At 72.0% G+C, this 20276-nt stretch carries 17 protein-coding genes; 12 read left to right on the forward strand and 5 right to left on the reverse strand.

The features are described from left to right. Window positions 1-143: 143 nt before the first annotated feature. Window positions 144-608, reverse strand: coding sequence for a hypothetical protein (locus ACYVHU_RS16970; protein WP_498948965.1), 465 nt, complete (start codon window positions 606-608; stop codon window positions 144-146). A 341-nt stretch (window positions 609-949) separates the two neighbouring features. Between ACYVHU_RS16970 and coaA the strand changes: the two genes are divergently transcribed. The 3 genes from coaA to ACYVHU_RS16985 all read left to right on the forward strand — a co-directional run bounded on the left by coaA (window position 950) and on the right by ACYVHU_RS16985 (window position 3574). Further along, a complete protein-coding gene (gene coaA, locus ACYVHU_RS16975) occupies window positions 950-1894 on the forward strand; it encodes a type I pantothenate kinase (protein WP_078763288.1) in 945 nt (314 codons plus the stop codon). 132 nt (window positions 1895-2026) lie between these two features. Beyond that, a complete protein-coding gene (locus tag ACYVHU_RS16980; RefSeq protein WP_078763289.1) occupies window positions 2027-2401 on the forward strand; it encodes a hypothetical protein in 375 nt (124 codons plus the stop codon). A gap of 6 nt (window positions 2402-2407) precedes the next feature. Next, the gene (locus ACYVHU_RS16985; RefSeq protein ID WP_078763290.1) at window positions 2408-3574 is read left to right on the forward strand and encodes a glutathionylspermidine synthase family protein; all 1167 of its coding nucleotides are present in this window, start codon (window positions 2408-2410) and stop codon (window positions 3572-3574) included. A 44-nt stretch (window positions 3575-3618) separates the two neighbouring features. On the opposite strand, the gene ACYVHU_RS16990 is transcribed toward ACYVHU_RS16985, so the two are convergent. Continuing rightward, a complete protein-coding gene (locus ACYVHU_RS16990; RefSeq protein ID WP_078763291.1) occupies window positions 3619-4152 on the reverse strand; it encodes a DUF4913 domain-containing protein in 534 nt (177 codons plus the stop codon). Window positions 4153-4403: 251 nt separating this feature from the next. Between ACYVHU_RS16990 and ACYVHU_RS16995 the strand changes: the two genes are divergently transcribed. Continuing rightward, on the forward strand, window positions 4404-5885 hold the full coding sequence (locus ACYVHU_RS16995) for an NAD(P)H-hydrate dehydratase (RefSeq protein ID WP_078763292.1): 1482 nt from the start codon (window positions 4404-4406) through the stop codon (window positions 5883-5885). 66 nt (window positions 5886-5951) lie between these two features. On the opposite strand, the gene ACYVHU_RS17000 is transcribed toward ACYVHU_RS16995, so the two are convergent. Beyond that, on the reverse strand, window positions 5952-6443 hold the full coding sequence (locus ACYVHU_RS17000; RefSeq protein ID WP_498948967.1) for an NUDIX hydrolase: 492 nt from the start codon (window positions 6441-6443) through the stop codon (window positions 5952-5954). 779 nt (window positions 6444-7222) lie between these two features. Here ACYVHU_RS17000 and ACYVHU_RS17005 point away from each other — a divergent pair. From ACYVHU_RS17005 to tsaD, 6 genes are all read left to right on the forward strand, one after another. Further along, entirely contained in the window at window positions 7223-9451 is a 2229-nt protein-coding gene (locus ACYVHU_RS17005; protein ID WP_432937040.1) for a PrsW family glutamic-type intramembrane protease, read from the forward strand. A 100-nt stretch (window positions 9452-9551) separates the two neighbouring features. Continuing rightward, window positions 9552-10691, forward strand: a complete 1140-nt coding sequence (gene alr, locus ACYVHU_RS17010; RefSeq protein WP_078763294.1) for an alanine racemase — start codon at window positions 9552-9554, stop codon at window positions 10689-10691. Window positions 10692-10953: 262 nt separating this feature from the next. Further along, a complete protein-coding gene (gene tsaE / locus ACYVHU_RS17015; RefSeq protein ID WP_078763295.1) occupies window positions 10954-11436 on the forward strand; it encodes a tRNA (adenosine(37)-N6)-threonylcarbamoyltransferase complex ATPase subunit type 1 TsaE in 483 nt (160 codons plus the stop codon). Window positions 11437-11447: 11 nt separating this feature from the next. Next, on the forward strand, window positions 11448-12122 hold the full coding sequence (gene tsaB, locus ACYVHU_RS17020) for a tRNA (adenosine(37)-N6)-threonylcarbamoyltransferase complex dimerization subunit type 1 TsaB (protein ID WP_078763296.1): 675 nt from the start codon (window positions 11448-11450) through the stop codon (window positions 12120-12122). Continuing rightward, window positions 12110-12601: a ribosomal protein S18-alanine N-acetyltransferase gene (rimI, locus tag ACYVHU_RS17025; RefSeq protein WP_078763297.1), complete on the forward strand. Its 492-nt coding sequence runs from the start codon at window positions 12110-12112 to the stop codon at window positions 12599-12601. The genes tsaB and rimI overlap by 13 nt, the downstream gene beginning before the upstream one ends. Next, on the forward strand, window positions 12598-13638 hold the full coding sequence (gene tsaD / locus ACYVHU_RS17030) for a tRNA (adenosine(37)-N6)-threonylcarbamoyltransferase complex transferase subunit TsaD (protein WP_078763298.1): 1041 nt from the start codon (window positions 12598-12600) through the stop codon (window positions 13636-13638). Before rimI ends, tsaD begins: the two co-directional genes overlap by 4 nt. 66 nt (window positions 13639-13704) lie before the next feature. Here tsaD and ACYVHU_RS17035 read toward each other — a convergent pair whose 3' ends face one another. Together ACYVHU_RS17035 and ACYVHU_RS17040 are read right to left on the reverse strand one after the other, a co-directional pair. Next, window positions 13705-16269, reverse strand: coding sequence for an apolipoprotein A-IV repeat region-like domain-containing protein (locus tag ACYVHU_RS17035; RefSeq protein ID WP_498948971.1), 2565 nt, complete (start codon window positions 16267-16269; stop codon window positions 13705-13707). Window positions 16270-16649: 380 nt separating this feature from the next. Next, window positions 16650-17906 carry a class I SAM-dependent methyltransferase gene (locus tag ACYVHU_RS17040; protein ID WP_235001208.1) on the reverse strand — a complete coding sequence of 419 codons (1257 nt, stop codon included), beginning with the start codon at window positions 17904-17906 and terminating at the stop codon, window positions 16650-16652. Window positions 17907-18122: 216 nt separating this feature from the next. Here ACYVHU_RS17040 and groES point away from each other — a divergent pair, with 216 nt between their 5' ends. Further along, window positions 18123-18434 carry a co-chaperone GroES gene (gene groES / locus ACYVHU_RS17045; protein ID WP_078764151.1) on the forward strand — a complete coding sequence of 104 codons (312 nt, stop codon included), beginning with the start codon at window positions 18123-18125 and terminating at the stop codon, window positions 18432-18434. A gap of 107 nt (window positions 18435-18541) precedes the next feature. Then, window positions 18542-20155 carry a chaperonin GroEL gene (gene groL, locus ACYVHU_RS17050; protein ID WP_078764150.1) on the forward strand — a complete coding sequence of 538 codons (1614 nt, stop codon included), beginning with the start codon at window positions 18542-18544 and terminating at the stop codon, window positions 20153-20155. Window positions 20156-20276: the final 121 nt, after the last annotated feature.

Below are 20276 nucleotides of genomic sequence, written 5' to 3' on the forward strand. Positions count from 1 at the left end.
CTCAGACCTAGGCCATTCGGAATTTTCGCAGGTAGCGGTATAGACCAATTGGTAAAGAGAGAGCTCCTCGCGCACGTCACGGCATAGGGAGCCCCCGCGGGGGACATCCCTCCGGCCGGGTAAAAAATTCCGGCCGTGTCCGGTCAGCGCAACCAGGGTAACCGGCCCACGAGCCGGGTGGCGGCCCAAGGGCGCCCCAACCCCCAGACGTCGCCGGCGTTGGCCGCGGCCAGCCCGACACCGACCAGGGCGTAGACGACGTGCTCGTCGATGAGCGGGTTGACGCGTGGCGGCAGGGCCGTGAGGTACAGCAGCGCCATCATGACCACCCCGGCCGCGGCGGCCACGCGCATGCCGATGCCGAGGAGCAGGGCGGCGCCGATCCCGAACAGGCCCGCCATGAACACCAGATCGACGAGACGGTTCTCGGCCAGGGAACGGAACAGGTGGGACAACGGCCCGCGCGCACCACTGAGGAACTCCAGGGTCGGGCTGTTGCCGGTGAGCCAGGCGTATTTGGGTGGTGTGGGGAACCCGGCCCCGAACGTCTTGTCGAAGAACGCCCACAGATAGACCAGGCCAAGGCAGATGCGCGTCGCCGCCCACACACGGCCGGCGACCGGAGAGGAGGCCGCGGGTCCCTCCGGCCGGCGAGGCGCATGTCCACTACGGATGTCGGTGCCGGACATGGTGACCGATTCCCGTCCTGCGTATCGACCGCTTCGACCTCTTCAATAAACCATGCCGAGGGCCGGGGAGAGCGGGGACGTGTCATCTCTTTGCGCCGGACAAGAGGTCCTTGGAGTTTCCCCCTCGATCCCGGCGCGTGCCGCGCCGATCCATTGAACGTCTCCGGGGCGGGCATGGGGTGGAGGGGGAGTGGCCGGGGACGTCCGTGCCGGAGGGCGACTGTCGGGGCACCATCCCCCCTCATCTAGGGTGGGCAAACGTGTATCAACCGACGAAAAACGGCTTTTCGACGCCGTACGTTGAGCTCGACCGTCAGGCGTGGGCGGCGCTGCGCGCCGCGACCCCCCTGTCGCTGACCGAGGCCGAGCTTGAGGAGCTGCGCGGCAGGGCCGACCCGACCTCGCTGGACGACGTGCGCGACATCTACCTGCCGTTGTCCCGGTTGCTCAATCTCTACGTCAAGGCGACGCGGCAGCGCCACGGGGCGGTGCGGGACTTCCTCGGCGAGGACGACAGGCCGGTGCCCTTCATCGTCGGTGTCGCCGGCAGCGTCGCGGTCGGCAAGTCCACCACGGCGCGGTTGCTGCGCACCCTCCTCGCCCAGTGGCCCGACCACCCCCACGTCGAGCTGGTCAGCACCGACAACTTCCTGTACCCCAACGCGGTGCTGACCGAGCGCGGCATCATGAACCGCAAGGGGTTTCCGGAGAGCTACGACCGGCGCGCCCTCGTGCGCTTCGTCTCCGAGATGAAGGCCGGTGCCCCGAAGCTGGACATCCCGGTCTACTCCCACCTCGCCTACGACATCGTCCCGGGGGCGGTGCAGACCGTCCGGCGCCCCGACATCCTCATCGTCGAGGGCATCAACGTGCTCCAGCCGCCCTCGGCGGGACGGTTGGCGGTGGCCGACTTCTTCGACTTCTCCATCTACGTCGACGCGCGGGTCGAGCACATCCGCTCCTGGTACCTGGAGCGTTTCCTGGAGCTTCGCCGTACCGCGTTCTCCGATCCGCGCTCCTACTTCCACTCGATGGCGACGAGCGTCGACGAGGAGGAGGCGCGCGCGTTCGCGATGAACACCTGGCGGACCATCAACGAGGTCAACCTGGTCGAGAACATCGTGCCGACCCGGGGACGGGCCACGCTGGTGCTGTACAAGGGGGAGGGGCACCGGGTGCGCCGTGTCCGCTTGCGTAAGACCTGACCGGTTCCGGACGATTTAAGAAGAAAAATCCTTCTGCGTGAGGGAACGCCGTCATGCACAGACCCGTCCCATCCCTGATGCGCGGAGAACTCTCCCTCCCGTAGCAGACCCCGGAGGAGGCCGGATACCCCCATGGCGCACCACCCCCCGAGCCCCAGACCACGCAAGAGCTCGCCGGCCGTCCTGATCGGCGCGGTCGGTGCGCTCTCCCTGACCATCGCCGGATGTTCCAGCAACGACACCGTCACCGCCTACTGCGTCGACCGTGACAGCCGGAACTCCGACGGGTCCTACCGCACCGTCGATGAGGACCGCTGCGACGACAACGGGGCCACCGCCGGCGGCGGTGGTGGCGGATACCACTACTACTACGGCGGTTCACGCTCAGGGCAGCGGGTCAGCGGCGGCACCGTCACGCGCCCCAGCGGCGTCACGATCGTCACCGAGCGCGGCACCACCATCTCCCGCGGCGGCGCCGGCGGCCGCGGCGGCAGCGGTGGAGGCTGAACGGCCGTGATCCGACGCAGCGGAGGGGCGGTCCGCCCCGATTGGGAGCGGATCGTCGAGTCACAGGGCCTGGGATTCCACCGGGCCGTCCACCCCGGACACCTGTCCCGGCCCTACTGGGACGAGTCGGTGCACTACGAGTTCGAGATGGAGGAGGTCCTGCGCCTGGAGGCGGTGGTGGAGGAACTGCACCGCATGTGCCTGGAGGCGGTCGACCACGTCGTCGCCGAGGACCGGTTCGCCGAACTGGGCATCCCCGACTGGGTCGCCCCGTCCATCCGGGCCTCGTGGCAGCGCCGCGACCCCCACCTCTACGGCCGCTTCGACCTGGTCTACGACGGCTCCGCCCCGCCGAAGATGCTGGAGTACAACGCCGACACCCCCACCTGCCTGGTGGAGTCGGCGATCATCCAGTGGCACTGGATGCGCGACCGGTTCCCCGACGGGGACCAGTGGAACTCGCTGCACGAGCGGCTCGTCGACCGGTGGGCCGAGCTCGGCCCCCGGCTCCCCTCCGGAACCCTCCACTTCGCCTGGACGAACGAGGACGAGACCGGTGAGGAGGCCCTGACCACCGCCTACCTCCAGGAGACCGCGGAGCAGGCCGGCCTTCCCACCGTCGAGATCGCGTTGGAGGACATCGGCTGGGACTACGCCGCGCGCGAGTTCGTCGACCTGGAGGAACGCGCGATCACCGCCGTCTTCAAGCTCTATCCGTGGGAGTGGCTGGTCAAGGACAGGTTCGGCCCCCTCATCCTCCAGCACCTCCAGACGCTGCCCTGGATCGAGCCGGTCTGGAAGATGGTGCTGTCCAACAAGGCGATCCTGGCCATCCTGTGGGAGATGTACCCGGACCACCCCAACCTGCTGCCCGCCTACCTCGGCGACCCGGGGCCGTTGGAGTCCTACGTCGCCAAACCCCTGCTCGGCCGCGAGGGGGCGAGCATGCGGATCGTGACGCCGCACGGCGAGCTGGTGCGGACGCCCGGCGACTACGGCGCCGAGGGCTACGTCTTCCAGGACTTCCACCCGCTGCCGGAGCACGACGGGCAGCACCCGACGCTGGGGACCTGGGTGGTCGGCGACGAGGCCGCGGGCCTGGGGATCCGCGAGACGACCGGTCTCATCACGGACGACACCTCGTCGTTCGTGCCCCACGTGATCCGGGTCTAGGCCGGCGGCGCCCCGGGACGTTCCCCGTCCCGGGGCACCAGGGGTCAGATCGAGCCGGTGGGCCGTCTCTCCACGTGTCCGGCCTGCCGACGTTCCACGTGCCCGGCGGCGGACAGGCACGCGGCGAACGGGCCGTCGGGCGAACGCAGCCGGTCCAGGGTCGGGTCGAGATGGTCGCGGTGCCACAACCCCGGCCCCGACGGGCCCGCCGTCGAGGTGTCGGACAGCTCGATGTAGGCCAGCCGCAGGGCGTGCAACCGTCCCACCGCCTCGTGGTGCTCCCACCACACCGGACACCAGGCGCCGGTGGAGCCCAGGTAGACCGGGACGAGGAAGTCGTCCACCCAGCCCACCAGGGAGGCGAGCTCCCCCCGGTAGGCGTCCCGGGACATGTTGAAGATGAACGGTGTGGCGGAGCGGGGTTCCTCGGGCCGTTGGGCGTTGGTGGCGGCGAGCTCGGAGAGCTGTGTCTGCAGCCTGATGACGTCCGCGCCCAGTTTGTGGATGGCGTTTTGGAGAAGTGCGACTCGGTCGGTGAGGCCGGCGTCGGCCGCGACGCGGTCGTCGGTATAGGTCATGGGGACAGTCCCGTGCTGCTATTCGATGCCGGAAAACGAATTTTGGCTGGAACAAAGTAAATCAGTGGCGGGGTGGCGCCGGTACGGGCCCGGGGGGAGGACCGATTCCTCAGACCGTACGCGACATCGCCCGGCACCGTGGAACCGGTTTCCCGGCCGGGCGGGGCCGGGCCGCGCGAGGTCCCCGCCCTGGACGGGAATATCGTGGGCGGACCGGGGCACGGGACCGCCGGGACGACGAGGGAGGCCGGGTGCGCGAGGCACACACCGTGGACACCGTTCGCAGGGCCGAGGGCGCGCTCATGGCACGGCTGCCCGAAGGGGCACTGATGCGAAGGGCGGCCGCCGGCCTGGCCGCCGTCGCCGCGCGGATGCTGCCGCGGGTGTACGGCGCCCGCGTCGCGCTGCTCGTCGGAGGCGGCGACAACGGAGGCGACGCGCTGTACGCCGGCGCGACGCTGGCCCGTCGGGGCGCCGCCGTCCGGGCCGTGCCGGCCGGCCCTCGCGTGCACGAGGCAGGGCTCGCCGCGCTACGCGCGGCCGGGGGACGCCTGGTGGGGGCGGAGGAGGCCGAGGGCGAGATCTCGGCGGCCGACCTCGTCATCGACGGGCTCGTGGGCATCGGGGGACGGGGCGGGCTGCGTGCCTCCCACGCGGTCCTCGCCGGATACGCCACCCGTTCGGGAGCGCCGGTCCTGGCCGTCGACCTTCCCAGCGGGGTGGACGCCGATACCGGGGCGGTGGAGGGGGAGGCCGTCCACGCCGACGTCACGGTCACCTTCGGCACCCACAAACCGGGACTGTTCGTCGACCCGGGCGCCGGACACGCGGGGGTCGTCGAGTTCGTGGACATCGGACTGGGACCCGAGCTTCCCGCACCCCGGCTGTGCGCGCCCCGCGCGGACGACATCGCGGCGCTGCTGCCCCGGCCGGGGGTCGAATCCGACAAGTACCGCCGCGGAGTGCTCGCCGTGGCGGCGGGCAGCGGCCGCTATCGGGGGGCGGCCGTGCTCGCGGTCGGCGGGGCGCTGCGCGCGGGCGTCGGGATGGTCCGCTACATCGGCCAGGAGAGCGTCGCCGCCGAGGTGATCCGGCACTGGCCGGAGGCGGTGGCCTCGGTCCTCGAACCGACCGACCCCGCGGGACGGCTTCCCACACACGTCGGCGCCTGGGTCATCGGACCCGGGCGGGGCCTGCACCCCGCCGCCGAGGTGGAGCTGGAGACGGTACTGGCCGGCGATCGCCCCGTCCTGGTCGACGCCGACGCGATCACCCTGCTGGGACGGCGCCCCCACCTCGTACGCGACCGCACCGCGCCCACGCTGCTCACGCCGCACGCCGGCGAGCTCGCCCGGCTCCTGCCCGGCACCGAACGCGACGACATCGAGGCCCGAAGGCTGGAGCACGCCACCCGCGCCGCGGAGGAGTACGGCTGCACGGTGCTCCTGAAGGGCTCCACGACCGTCATCGCCGAGCCCGGCGCCCCCGCGGTGGCCAACCCCACGGGGACCCCGCTCCTGGCGACCGCGGGCAGCGGGGACGTGCTGTCGGGCCTGTCCGGCGCCCTGCTGGCCGGAGGGCTGACGCCGGGAGCGGCGGCCATGTGCGGGGCCTTCCTGCACGGGCTGGCGGGCAGGCTGGCCCACGACGGAGCCCCGGTGTCGGCGTCGGACCTCATCGGGGCGATCCCCGCGGCGGTGCGCCTCGTCGAGGAGGCGGGCGGCCGCCGTTAGCGGGACGGCCCGGCGGCCGCGGACCCGACCGGGCAACACGGCGGCCAAAGGAGCGACCGCGCGGCCTCAGCCGTCAAGGGCCCGCGCGCTGCGCAGCCCACGGGCGACGAGGTCCGCGACGAAGGTGTGCCCCGGGTCGGAGGGGTCGACGAGCATGCCGATCTGCGTCTCCTCCACCCAGGCGAACTCGGTGTGCTTCCCCGGTTCCAGCGCCGGAGCGGTCATGTCCCCGGCGACGCGCACCAGGTAGTCCACCTCGTGACGCTCCACCCCGTCGTCGGGCGTCCACACCAGGGCCCCCAGGTCCGCGACGACCTCGGTGAGCCGCCAACCGGTCTCCTCGGCGATCTCCCGCGCGAGGGCCTCCACGACCGATTCGCCGTCCTCCACGTGACCGCCGACGATGTCCCAGCAGCCGGGGAAGAGCCGGCGCTCAGGGGAGCGGCGTTGCGCGAACGCGCGTCCGCGATCATCGATGATCACCGCGCCCACGACCCAGCGCCGGTCCCCGCTGACCTCGGGGACCTCGACCCCCTCCGCGATCCGGACGTCCACCACCGCGCCTCCCCTCGCTCTCGTGCGCGCCCGACCCTACACGCGCGCCGGGCGGCCCCGTTCCTCCGGTGCTCTCGCGGCCCGTCGCGGCCACCGTCGCCGCACTCGCCGACAGACCTTCGTGGGCCACGCCGCCCGGACACGGGGCACGCCCCGCCCCGGAGCGTCCGCCGTAGCGGTCGGGCCCGGCCCGAGGCGGCGTTCGCTCCCGGCGCCGGCCTCGCGCCTACTCGGGAGGGCGGGCGCAGCTCGCCGGCCTCGTGCGCTCCCCGCCCCGATCGATCCCCGGTGAGGGACGCGGCCGTGGACCCCGCTGACATCCTGTTCGGGGAGCCCCCGAGATGGCGCCCGACCTGGTTCACGGAACCCGCGCCGACGTGCCCGGCGCGCGGGAACCGGCTCCGCCCCGAGAAACGCCCGGCAGGCCGTACCGGGGGATCCGACGCCCCAGGAGGTGCCGACACGCGTCCGGGGAGAGCCGAGGGGCCCGGCCCCGCCGGCCAGGGGCCCGATGCACAGACGGGCCAAGACGGTCATCCCCACCGGATGAATCGCGTGGGGAAAGGCCGAAAACACGGGAAACGCCATTCTCACGGATCACGATGGTGTATCGGTGCAGCGAATTGTCCATGACCGATCACGGGCATAGGTAAGAGGATAAGGACCAGGACTCCATTTCCGTGCAATCGGCGCGGTAGCGTAGTCACTTCCCTGGGAGCGGCCGGCCACGCCGTGAACGGGGCCGGGGGCAACCGTTATCGGGCACGAGAAAAACGAGGGTCATGGACGAACAGGCCATGCTCACGCGCGATCTCGTATTGCGCCTGTGTGCCAACGCCACCGAGTTCGACGAGGCATGGATCGACGACGACGCGAAAGTGGTCGTCCCCTTCACCGCCTCACGCGACACCGCCCTGATCCGAGCCATCGTCTCGGCGGGAGAGGCGCTGGGGGTGGAACGGCTCCTGGTGTGCCGGACCCGCGCCGAATACGCCTACGAACCCGTCACCGAGGTCCCCGTCGACGCCGAGGCGCTCATCGCCCTGGTACGCGGCTGGGGCGCGGAGCCGACCGACTTCCTCGTCGCCATCGAGGACATCTCCGCCGGGGTCCTGGTGACCACCACCGAGCTCACCGTCGCCGCGGGACCCGACGTGTTCGTCCGTGAACTGGTCGGCCCCGACCTCGCCGCGGCCCGGATCGCCTTCGGGGAGGAGGCGCGAACCTCGCGCGACCCCGAGCTGCTGCGCGCGGCCCAGCGCTACGCCTGCCTGGAACAGGGGGCCCGGCACGCCCGCGGGACCCGCGGGCCCGGCCCCGACCTCGCCGAACGGATCGAGCAGAGACTGGACTCGCTGCGTCGTGGTTCGCCGCGGGCCACCACCGCGCTGCGCGCCCTGCGCGGCGCATGGGGGTGGGCGATGCTCGTGGTGCTTTTGTTGGCCGGGGTGTTCGTCCCAGGGGTGCCCGCCGCACTGCCGGTCGTCCTCGCCATGGTGTGGCTCCTCGCCCAGCTCGCCTGGCTGGCGCGTTCGCGGACCGTGGCCTTCTCCACGCTGGTGCGCACGCTCGCGTTCGGAGCCTTCCTGGCCTGGCCGATGGCGCTCGCCGAGCTGGCGTTGGCCGGGGCGCTGGGGCTTGCGGCCGACGACCCCTACGCCTACGCCTACGTGGCCGTGCCGGTGGAGGAGGTCGGCAAACTCCTCCCGCTGCTGTTGTGCCTGTTCGTCGCGCGACGCAGGTTCCGCAGGCTCGCCGCCGTCGACCTGCTCCTGCTCGCCGCGGCGTCCGGCGCGGGGTTCCACGTGGCGGAGCAGGCCGTCCGGGCGATGCTCGTCGCCGGCGGCTCCGTCGATCCGTTCGCCGCCCATCTGGGGATGTTCGCGCTGTTGCCGGGGTGGGTCGAGGTTCCGGTGGCCGCCGTTTCGACACAGCCGTTCCAGGAGGTCGCCCTGCTGAGGTTCTCCGGGCACGCGGTCACCAGCGGACTGGTCGGGGCCGCACTTGGCCTGGCGCTCGTGGGGGCCCGCCGCTACGGCGTCTGGCTGTGGGCGCTGCCCCCGCTCGCGTTGGGCGCCGCGGCCTTGGAACACCTCAACTTCAACGCGGTCGTGGCCGGGCTGGACCCCACCCCGCTCACCACGGCGGTGTTCGCCCTCTACGGTGACGGCGCGGCGACACGTTGGCTGCTGCTGCTCCTGCTCGTCCTCGCGGTGCTCCTGGACTACCGGGTCGCCCGGTCGGCCACCGCCGAGGTGCCGCGGCTGCCCGGCCGTCCGCCGCTGGCCGCCCTGGTACGCGCCGCGCACGGTCGCGCGGTGCGCGTCCGGGTCCGCGTCCCCGGGGACATCGCCCCGACCTTCCGCCACTTCGGGCTGCTGTGGGCGCGGATCCCGGTCGCCCTGGTCGAGACGCTCGCGACGATCCTGCACGAGTACGCGGTGATGGTCGTCGCCGCCAGCCGGGGACCGGCGACGCTGTGCCGCTCCTGGATCTTCCTGCGCCGTCGGCGCGAGTACGCCATGGGGGCCGCCCGCGCGGCCGGCCGTCCGTGGCGACGCAGCCCGTCGCGCGAGGAACTGGCCGAGACCGAGGTCCAGCTCGCGACCCGGCTCGGGGTCGGCCCCCGCTCGGCCTCGATCGCCGCGGTGGCGGTGCTGGCCGTCTCCACGGCCCTCGCCCACCCCGCGCTTTCGGGATCGGTCCCCCACGCCGACGGCGCCTACGCGCTGATGTCGCTGCGCGCGCTGTCCGACTGGGTTGCCGCGCTGCCGGCCGGGACCCGGCCGTGGGTGTGGGCGGGCGGCGTGGCGCTGGCGAGCCTGCTGGTGAGCGGGTGGAGCGTGCCGCGTGAGCATCCCAGCGTCCGGCACTTCCTCCGTGATCCGCGCGGCAACCTCGGTGGTCTCCTCGGGGCGTTGGCTCCCGGCCAGGTGCCCTATGGGGTCGCCGGGCTCGTCGGGTTCGCGCTTCCCGCGCGGACCGACCGCCTGCTGCGCCCGCGCGGCTGACCGGGCCGGTGTCCTCCCCACGCCCGCAACACGTGGTGACGTGCCCCTTGTCACCTCGCGCGCGGGGGAGCCCTTCCCCACGCGTGCCACACTAAGAGACATGCCTGCCTTTGCCGAAGCCCGCGTCGACCTGGACGTGATCAGCGCCAACGTGGCCGCGCTGCGCGAGCGCGCCCCGAACTCCCACTTCATGGGAGTCGTCAAGGCCGACGGTTACGGGCACGGCATGATCCCGGCCGCCCGGGCCATGCTGGCCGGCGGCGCGACCTGGCTGGGCGTCGCCTTCATCGAGGAGGCCCTGGAGGTGCGCCGGGCCGGCATCGACACCCCGCTGCTCGCCTGGATCGTCCCGCCGGGCGCGCCCATCGGCGCCGCCATCGAGGCCGGCGTCGAGCTCGGGATCAGCGACCCCTGGGTCCTCGACGCGACCGTCGCGGCGGCGCGCGCGGCGGGACGGCCGGCGCGTGTCCACCTGAAGGCCGACACCGGGCTCAACCGGGGTGGCATCACCAGGGAAGGCTGGCCGGAGGTCGTCGAGGCCGCGGCCCGGGCCGAGGCGGCCGGGGTGCTCCAGGTCACCGGAGTGTTCTCCCACCTCGCCCGCGCCGACGAGCCCGCGGACCCCGGCGCGCGCGACTCCGTCCAGGCCCAGCTCGACGCCTTCGACGAGGCCCTGGCCCTCGCGGACAAGGCCGGACTGCGCCCCGAGGTGCGCCACATCGCCAACTCCGCGGCGTTGCTCACCCGCCCCGACTCCCATTTCGACCTGGTGCGTCCGGGCATCGCCGCCTACGGTCTCAGCCCCATGCCCGACCTGCGCGACATCGGTGTCCGGCCGGCGATGACCCTGGCCGCGCGGGTCGCGTTGGTCAAGCGCGTTCCCGCGGGCAGCGGCGTCTCCTACGGCCATCGCTACGTCACCGACCGGGAGACCACGCTCGCCCTCGTCCCCCTCGGCTACGCCGACGGGGTGCCGCGCGCGGCGAGCAACATCGGACCGGCCGCCCTCGGCGGCCGGCGGCACGTGATCGCCGGCACCGTGTGCATGGACCAGTTCGTCCTGGACGTCGGGAACGACCCGGTCGAGGCGGGCGATGAGGTCGTTCTCTTCGGCGACGGGGAGAACGGCGTGCCCACCGCGCAGGACTGGGCCGAGGCGCTCGGCACCATCCCCTACGAGATCGTCACCCGCGTCGGCGTGCGCGTCCCGCGAACCTACCGGTCCGGGGCGGTGAGCTGATCCGGACCTCGCGGTAAGCGGCCCCACCTTCTCCCGGAAGTGCCTACCCTGGTGGTGTGCGGCGACCGAGACCGCACGGCGCCCACCGATCCCGGCGAGCGTCCCAACGGACCCCTACGACGGCGGATCCCCGCCTCCCGGGTCCGCGGCCGCGTGGTCTCCCTCCACCGGCACGGGACCGCGCCGGCGGGAGCGTCCAGGGAGCGCGTGCGGCCCCGGCGACCGCAGGCCGCCCTCTCCACCCACGAGACGTTGCGAGCCCATGACCGAACCGACCGACACCACCGCCGCCACCGTCACGGCGGCCACCGACGCCGAGATGCGCGCGCTCGCCCGGCGCGTCGCCTCCGGGCTGCGCCGCGGTGACGTGCTGATCCTGACCGGCCCGCTCGGCGCGGGCAAGACCACCTTCACCCAGGGGCTGGGCGAGGGGCTGGGAGTGCGGGGCCCGATCACCTCACCCACCTTTGTGATCTCGCGCATCCACCCCTCCCTGACCGGGGGGCCCGACCTCGTGCACGTCGACGCCTACCGGCTGGGAAGCGCGGCCGAGATCGACGACCTCGACCTGGACGCCGCCATCCCCGACTCCGTCACGGTCGTCGAATGGGGCGAGGGCCTGGCCGAGAGCCTCTCCGACGAACGGCTGGAGATCGTGATCGACCGGCTGCCCGACGACACCCGCACCGTCCGTCTGACCGGCGTCGGCGCCCGCTGGCACGACGCACTGCCGACCGCGCAATAGGCTGGTGGATCGTGCTGCTTCTGGCTTTCGACACTGCGTCCCCCGCGGTCACCGCCGCGGTCTGTGAACCCGTCGGCGACGGCGTCCGGGTGCGCGCGAGCGTCTCCTCCGTCGACGCCCGCCGACACGGGGAACTGCTGGCCCCCGGCATCCAGGAGGTAGTGGAACGCTCCGGTGCCCAGATGGCCGACCTCACCCACATCGCGGTCGGTATCGGACCCGGCCCCTACACCGGGCTGCGCGTCGGCCTGGCCACCGCGCACGCCCTCGCCGAGGCGCTCGGCATCGCCTGCCACGGGGTCGCCACGCTCGACGCCATCGCCTTCGCGTCGGGACGCACCACGCCGTTCGTCGCGGCCAGCGACGCCCGGCGCAAGGAGGTGTTCTGGGCGCGTTACGACGACGCCCTCACCCGGGTCGGCGACATCGCCGTGGACCGTCCCGCCGACGTCGACACCGGCGGCCTGCCCGTCATCGGGCACGGCGCGCACCTGTACGCCGACGTGTTCGGCCAGGACGCGGCGCAGGCCGAACCGCTGTACCCCGACGCGGCCGCCCTCGGCGAGCTCGCCGTACGACGCCTGGTCGAAGGGAGGGAGCTGCCCGAGCCCCTGCCCCTCTACCTGCGCCGTCCCGACGCCCAGGAGCCGGGCGCCCCCAAGAAGGTGCGGCAATGGCAGGCCTGACCACCGGGCACCGGTTGCGTTCCATGACCGAGGCGGACATCGCCGAGGTGATGCGGCTGGAGCGCGCCCTGTTCCCCGGCGACGCCTGGAGCGAGGGCATGCTCCGCGACGAGATGACCGGCGACGGACGCCACTACGTCGTCGCCGAGTCCGTCGCCGAGGGGCGGATCATCGGCTACGCGGGACTGCGCGCGGTGCCGCCCGAGGGAGACGTGCAGACCATCGCCGTCGACGCGGCCCACTGGGGCGGCGGCGTCGGCACCGCGCTGCTCACCGAGCTGCTGGCCGAGGCGCACCGGCGCGGGGTCACCGACGTGTTCCTGGAGGTGCGCTCCGACAACCCGCGCGCCCAACGGCTGTACCGCCGGTTCGGTTTCACCGAACTCGGCGTGCGGCGCGGCTACTACAAGGACGCCGACGCGATCGTCATGAGGCGCTCGGCCCCGGCGGGGGACGCCGGCGAGGAGAAGACCCGATGAGCAACACCGACCTGCCACTGATCCTGGGAATCGAGAGCTCCTGCGACGAGACCGGCGTGGGCCTCGTCCGCGGCTGCGAACTACTGTCGGACGAGGTGGCCTCCAGCGTCGACCAGCACGCGCGCTTCGGCGGCGTGGTGCCCGAGGTGGCCAGCCGGGCGCACCTGGAGGCGATGACGCCGACCGTGCAACGGGCGCTGGACCGCGCGGGGGTGAAGCTGTCCGACGTCGACGCCATCGCGGTGACCGCCGGTCCGGGGCTGGCCGGTGCCCTGCTCGTCGGCGTCTCCGCGGCCAAGGCCTACGCGCTCGCCCTCGGCAAACCGCTGTACGGCGTCAACCACCTGGTCGGCCACGTCGCCGTCGACCAGTTGGAGCACGGTCCGCTGCCCAAGCCGACGGTCGCGCTGCTCGTCTCCGGCGGACACACCTCGCTGCTGCTGGTACGCGACCTCGCCACCGACGTCCGCCTCCTCGGCGACACCGTGGACGACGCGGCGGGCGAGGCCTACGACAAGGTCGCGCGCCTGCTCGACCTGCCCTACCCGGGCGGGCCGCCCATCGACCGCGCCGCGCGCGAGGGCGACCCCGGCTCGATCCGCTTCCCGCGGGGCAAGTGGGGCGATGGCACCTACGACTTCTCCTTCTCCGGCCTGAAGACGGCGGTCGCCCGTTGGGTCGAGGACGCCGAACGCGACGGTCGGCCCGTGCCGGTCCCCGACGTCGCGGCGGCCTTCCAGGAGGCCGTCGTCGACGTCCTCACCCGCAAGGCCGTGGACGCCTGCCGCGAGCACGGCGTCGAGCACATGGTCATCAGCGGCGGGGTGGCCGCGAACTCCCGGCTGCGGGCCCTGGCCGAGGAGCGGTGCGCCGCCGCGGGGATCGAACTCCGGGTCCCGCGCCCGCGTCTGTGCACCGACAACGGTGCCATGATCGCCGCCCTGGGCGCCGAGGTCGTCGCCGCGGGCCTGCCGCCCTCCCGGCTCGACCTCGCCACCGACACCTCCCTGCCGGTGAACCGCCCCCTGGCCGGCTGAGCCGGGGCGCACAACGGGAAAGGGGCCGTCCCAACGGGACGGCCCCTTCGGCGTGGACGGCGAGGATCAGTCCTCGTCGTCGTCGACCGGGCGGCGCTTGCGCTTGCCGTCGCGGCCGGGGCGCAGCAGGGCCTCGGCCAGGGCGAGCATCGTCTCCTCCAGCGCGGCCAGGCGCTTGGTGATGTCGTCGTGCGACGTCTCCACGGCGTCGCTGATGGTCTCCTCGAACTCGTGACGGTCCGGTCGCGTCCGGATCTCGTTCAGCAGGGGGTCCAGGGACTCGCCGAGCCGCTGGTCGATCGCGTCGAACCGCTCGGAGTGGTCGATGATCGGCCGTTCGACCAGCTCGGACAGGCGGCGGTGCACCTCGGAGACCTCCAGGGAGGCCGGGAGCTGGCCCAGGCGCTGGTTGAGCGCCTCCAGACGGTCGTCGATGGCCTCCAGGCGGCCGTCCACACCGTCGAACTGGCCGTGGACCCCCTCGAACTTGCCCTCGACGCCGGTGACCCGTCCGTCCAGTCCGTCCAGGCGGCCGTTGAGACCGTCGAGCCTGCCCTCGACCCCCTCGAAGCTTCCGTCGAAGTGCCCCTCGAAGGTGTCGAAGCGGTCGCTGAGCCGGCCCAGGCCGTGCTCGAACTTCGCGGTGAGCGCCTCGTAGCGTCCGTCGATCTTGGCCGTGACCGAGGCCAGGTGCTGGTCGACCTTGCCCGACAGCTCCTCGCGCTGCTGCTCCAGGCGCGCCCCGACGGAGTCGCGGTGTTCGGCGATGAGCTCCAGCAGGGCACCGTGCTGCTCGCGCCCCTGGGCGGTCAGGGACTCGACACGCTCGTCGAAGGCGGAGCGGAGCTCGGCGGAGCGGGCCTCGTCGCGCTCCTCCACGGCGGCGATGGCCAGGTTGGTCTCGGCCAGCGCGGCTCCGACCTCGGCGATGGCCGCGATCGCGGCGTTGTGGTCGCCTTCGGCGGCGGCGCGCAGGTTCGCGGCGGCCTCGGCGAGCTTCGCCGCCAGTCCCTCGTACTGGGCGTCGTCCCGCTCACGCAGCTCTGCGTGCTGGGCGTCCAGCCGCTCTTGGAGCTCGTTCTGCTGCTTGCGCAGGTGCGTGCGCAGGTCGGCGAGCTGGGTCTCGGTCGTGCCGGACAGCTTGACCACCGCGCTGTTGGCGTCGGCGATGGCGGCGGCCGTCTCGGCGTGGTTCTCCTCGGCCTGCGTGGTGAGGAGTCCCGTGCTACGGGCGACCTCGCCGCTCAGCGCTTCGTGGTGCTCGTCGGCCTTGCCGACGAGGGTGTGCAGGTTCTCGTCGAGCTTGCCGCTGAGGGCGTCGTGGCGCTCGGAGATGGCCGTGGTGAGGGTTTCGGTGCCTTCGGTGATGGTGCGCTCGAGGGTGGTGCGTCCCTCTTCGACGGTCGTGGTGAGGGCGTCGCGGTGTTCCTGGAGCGTGGTTTCGATGGCTTCGCGGCCTTCGGTGATGGCGCGTTCCAGGGTGGCGTGTCCCTCGTCGAGCTTGCCGCTGAGGGCGTCGTGGCGCTCGGTGAAGGCGGTGGTGAGGGTTTCGGTGCCTTCGGTGATGGTGCGCTCGAGGGTGGTGCGTCCCTCTTCGACGGTCGTGGTGAGGGCGTCGCGGTGTTCCTGGAGCGTGGTTTCGATGGCTTCGCGGCCTTCGGTGATGGCGCGTTCCAGGGTGGCGTGTCCCTCGTCGAGCTTGCCGCTGAGGGCGTCGTGGCGCTCGGTGAAGGCGGTGGTGAGGGTTTCGGTGCCTTCGGTGATGGTGCGCTCGAGGGTGGTGCGTCCCTCTTCGACGGTCGTGGTGAGGGCGTCGTGGCGCTCGGAGATGGCCGTGCTGAGGGTTTCGGTGCCTTCGGTGATGGCGCGTTCCAGGGTGGTGCGTCCCTCTTCGACGGTCGTGGTGAGGGCGTCGCGGTGTTCCTGGAGCGTGGTTTCGATGGCTTCGCGGCCTTCGGTGATGGCGCGTTCCAGGGTGGCGCGTCCCTCTTCGACGCTGCCGGAGAGCAAGGCGTGGTGTTCGGTCGCGAGCTCCCGGGCCGCGTCGTTCCCACGGTCGATCCGCTCGCCGACGGCCTCCAACGAGGTCTCCAGCGCCGCGCCGCGAGAGGCGAGGGAGGCGAGCGCCTCGTCGATCTGGGTGAGGCGGGCCTCGACACCGGCGGCGAACGACTCCATCCGCTCGTGGAGGGAGTCGACCTGGTTCGCGGTGCGCAGCGCGGTTTCGGTGATGCCCTGGAGACGGCCCAGCGCCGTGTCCAGACGGCTCTGGACCTTCTCGACGTCCGAGCGCAGCTCGGGCATCTCCGCGAGAGGCTTGACCCGTTCTCCGACCTGCTCGATGTGCTCGGCGAGCGTCTCGGCCCACTCCGGCGGGCGGGCGGACAGCTCGTCGACGCGAGCCTGGACCGTGGCGACGGCCTCGGCCAGGGTGGAGAACTCGCGTTCCCGGAACTCGCGCAGCAACCACTCCATGCCTTCGAGGCGCTGGCGCATCTCCTCGGTCACCGCGCCCTGCGACTTCTGCTCGGAGAGGTGGTCCTGCGCCGCCCGCGAGAGGAGTTCCCGCATCCGGTCGGAGATCCCGGTCTGACCTCCCCCGTTGAGGAAGTTGTGGTTGGTCTGTTCCACCGAGGTGCTCCTTTTGATATGGCGCCACCCATCCTCTTGGACCTCGGATGGGCGTGTTCTCGCGGGAGTCCGACTGGGGCACGGCCGTGGGAGAGGCGTCGCGCCGCTGGGGGCGTGTCACACAAGGCACCGATCCGCCTACTGGCCGTAGGGGGAAAAGGTCATGGCGAACGGATCGGTGGGCCGGTGCCACGGCCGACCGCACCCGGGCATCGCCGGACAGATCCACGAGAAGGGGGAAAGATTCAGTGGGGTCAGTCTAACGACAGGGGGGTCGCGCTCTCCCGGTGAGTGCCAAAGTTACGGGTTTTTCGGGGAATCGGAAAGGAGGGGCGTGGTGTTCGTGATGCCCTTCATAGGCGGGGGGAGCGGCGGACGGGTCAGGCGCCTTCCGGCTCCCGAGGGGCCTCGACCTCGTCGCACAGCAGGCAGACGGGGCGTTCGCCGATCCGGGTGAGGACGACGACCGCGGATCGGGACCCTGACGGCCTGAGGTCGCGGCGGAGCCGTTCCACGTCGACGGCCGAGCCGCGTTTCTTAATCGTTACCGTTCCGACGTCCCGGGACCGCAGCGCCGACCGCAGTCGCTTCACGGAGAAGGGGAGGACGTCGGTGATCTCGTAGGCCCGGCACAAGGGGGTCGGGACGAGACGGTCCGATGTGATGTAGGCGATGTTCGGGTCGAGCAGCGCGCCGTCGACGGCCGCGGCGGCCTCGGCGACCAGGTGGGCCCGGATCACCGCGCCATCGGGTTCGTAGAGGTAGCGGCCGGGGGCCCGGACCTCCGGCGCGCCCAGCCCAGGGTCGGGCTCCAGGATGATCGGCTCCGGATCCTCCTGCCCGCCGCGGGCGCGCAGGAGCGTCGCGCGCCGGGGGGTCCCCGCGTCGGCGGAGGCCCCGAACCAGAGCGCGGCCTCCTTCACCTCCCCGTCCACCGACACCCACTCCGCGGTGACGCCCTCGGGAACGAGATCGTGGGGGATGCCCGGCGCGACCTTCACGCACGCCGCGGGCGCCCCGCCCACCAGCTCCAGCACCGAGGGCCAGGGCGGGGAGTAGGCGTGCGGGTTGAACACCCGGCCACGGCCGCTGCGGCGCGCGGGGTCGCAGAAGACCCCGGCGTAGGAGCCCGGTTTGACCTGGGTCACGTCGCCCTCGCGGACCCGCGCCCGGTCCGTCAGGCCGAACGCCTCGATGTTGGCCCGGGCGACCTCGATGGTGAACGGATCGAGGTCGACCCCCTCGACGGGGAGGCCGGCCTCGGCCATCGAGATCAGGTCGGCGCCGATGCCGCAGCACAGGTCGCCGACGGGGAGGTCGGGGGAGGCCGGCACCGTGGCGGCGAACCGGCGCGCGCGGTACCGCGCCACCACGCGGCGGGTGGCCTGCTCCAGCCCGTTGGGGGTGAAGTACATCCGTTCGGCCGCCGCGCCGAACTTCTCGCGGGCCCGGCCGCGCAATCGCGCCTGGGTGAGCGCGGCGTTGACCAGGTCGGTGACCGGAACCTGGGAGGTGGCGCCGGTCAGCTCGGGGTCGCGGCGCAGCCGGGTGGCCGCTCCCAGGGGGTCGGCGTCGATCTCGGTGGGGTCCAGGCGGGTGAGCAGACGTTGCCCAAGTGGAGTGAGAAGCGCACGCAAACCCGTGATTTGCCCGTTAGACACCCTGCTGTTCCCCCGTGACCTGTTGTTTGACGAGCTGGATGGGCACGGCTACTGTTCCATACTGGCACTCTCAAGGGTAGAGTGCTAACCGCGACGAGGCCGGTCTGGCACCCGCGACGACAGGCCGCCGTGGTCGCCCCTTTTCCCAGCATGCCGTTTCGAATCATCGAACCTGAAGGGGGAGGTCACACAGTGTCGACCGCCACCAAGACTGTGCTGAAGCCGCTCGAGGACCGCGTCGTCGTCAAGCCGCTCGAGGCCGAGCAGACCACCGCCTCCGGCCTGGTCATCCCGGACACCGCCAAGGAGAAGCCCCAGGAGGGCGAGGTCCTCGCGGTCGGCCCGGGCCGCTGGGACGACGAGGGCAAGAACCGTATCGAGCTGGACGTCAAGGTCGGCGACGTCGTCCTCTACAGCAAGTACGGCGGCACCGAGGTGAAGTACAACAACGAGGAGTACCTCGTTCTCTCCGCTCGCGACCTGCTCGCGGTCGTCGAGAAGTAAGCCCGGAGCTTACGGATGTCTCCCGCCCCGGCCGGCTCATGCCGGGCGGGGCGGTCCCGTTTTCCGACGTACCCGTGACGTACTTGTAAGGACTGAGGACCCAACCAATGCCGAAGATCCTGGAGTTCGAGGACGACGCGCGGCGCGCGCTCGAGCGCGGCGTCGACCGTCTCGCCAACGCCGTCAAGGTCACGCTCGGCCCGCGTGGCCGCAACGTGGTCATCGACAAGAAGTTCGGTGCCCCCACCATCACCAACGACGGTGTGACCGTCGCGCGCGAGGTCGAGCTCGACGACCCCTACGAGAACCTGGGCGCCCAGCTCGTCAAGGAGGTCGCCACCAAGACCAACGACGCCGCGGGTGACGGCACCACCACCGCCACCGTCCTGGCCCAGGCGCTGGTCCGCGAGGGCCTGCGCACGGTCGCCGCCGGCGCCTCGCCCATGTCGCTGAAGAAGGGCATCGACGCCGCGGCGCAGAAGGTGTCCGAGGCGCTGCTGGCCCAGGCGCGCGAGGTCGGCGAGCGCTCCGACATCGCCTACGTCGCCACCAACTCCGCCCAGGACAAGGTCATCGGCGACCTCATCGCCGAGGCCTTCGACAAGGTCGGCAAGGACGGCGTCATCACCGTCGAGGAGTCGCAGACCTTCGGGATGGACCTGGAGTTCACCGAGGGCCTGCAGTTCGACAAGGGCTACGTCTCGCCCTACTTCGTCACCGACCCCGACCGGCAGGAGGCCGTCCTCGAGGACGCCCTCATCCTGATCAACCAGGGCAAGATCTCCAACCTCCAGGAGCTGCTGCCGCTGCTGGAGAAGGTCGTCCAGACGAAGAAGCCGCTGCTGGTCATCGCCGAGGACATCGAGGGCGACGCGCTCAGCGCGCTCGCGCTGAACAAGATCCGCGGCGCGCTCAACGTCGCCGCCGTCAAGGCCCCCGGTTTCGGTGAGCGCCGCAAGGCCATGCTCCAGGACATCGCCATCCTCACCGGCGGCCAGGTCATCGCCGAGGAGGTCGGCCTGACCCTGGACAACGCCGAGCTCGACGCGCTGGGCACCGCCCGCCGCATCACCGTCACCAAGGACGCCACCACCATCGTCGACGGTGGTGGCAGCCAGTCCGAGGTGGACGACCGCATCCGCCAGATCCGCAAGGAGATCGAGGCGAGCGACTCCGACTGGGACCGCGAGAAGCTCCAGGAGCGCCTCGCGAAGCTGGCCGGTGGCGTCAGCGTGCTGCGCGTCGGCGCGGCCACCGAGGTGGAGCTGAAGGAGAAGAAGCACCGCCTGGAGGACGCGATCTCGGCCACCCGCGCCGCGATCGAGGAGGGCATCATCGCCGGTGGCGGCGCCTCCCTGGTGCACGCCGCCAAGGAGCTGGACTCGCTGGAGCTGTCCGGTGACGAGGCCACGGGTGTGGCGATCGTCCGCCGGGCGCTGGTCGAGCCGGCGCGCTGGATCGCGGTGAACGCCGGTGCCGAGGGCTACGTCGTCACGGCCAAGATCGCCGAGCTGGAGCCGGGCCACGGCTACAACGCGGCCTCGGGCGAGTACGGCGACCTCATGGCGCAGGGCATCATCGACCCGGTCAAGGTGACCCGTTCCGCGGTGCAGAACGCGGCCTCCATCGCCGGGATGCTGCTGACCACCGAGGTGCTCGTCGCGGACAAGCCCGAAGAGGAGCAGGCGGAGGCCGGCCACGGTCACGGGCACGGCCACTAGGCCCTGACTCCCAGGAGATCCGCATTACCACGTGTGTCCCGGTCTACCCCCGGGACACACGTACTTTTAGGTGGGTAACGCCCTAAATGTGATCATTCTGTTGCCGGTAATCGTGACGTGT

It is taken from the genome of Marinactinospora endophytica (genome assembly GCF_054780875.1).

Coding starts and splice junctions, on each gene's coding strand:
- ACYVHU_RS16980 (WP_078763289.1), top strand. CDS start 2,027: ATGGCGCACCACCCCCCGAGCCCCAGACCACGCAAGAGCTCGCCGGCC.
- ACYVHU_RS16990 (WP_078763291.1), bottom strand. CDS start 4,152: ATGACCTATACCGACGACCGCGTCGCGGCCGACGCCGGCCTCACCGAC.
- ACYVHU_RS17005 (WP_432937040.1), top strand. CDS start 7,223: ATGGACGAACAGGCCATGCTCACGCGCGATCTCGTATTGCGCCTGTGT.
- alr (WP_078763294.1), top strand. CDS start 9,552: ATGCCTGCCTTTGCCGAAGCCCGCGTCGACCTGGACGTGATCAGCGCC.
- tsaE (WP_078763295.1), top strand. CDS start 10,954: ATGACCGAACCGACCGACACCACCGCCGCCACCGTCACGGCGGCCACC.
- rimI (WP_078763297.1), top strand. CDS start 12,110: ATGGCAGGCCTGACCACCGGGCACCGGTTGCGTTCCATGACCGAGGCG.
- tsaD (WP_078763298.1), top strand. CDS start 12,598: ATGAGCAACACCGACCTGCCACTGATCCTGGGAATCGAGAGCTCCTGC.
- groL (WP_078764150.1), top strand. CDS start 18,542: ATGCCGAAGATCCTGGAGTTCGAGGACGACGCGCGGCGCGCGCTCGAG.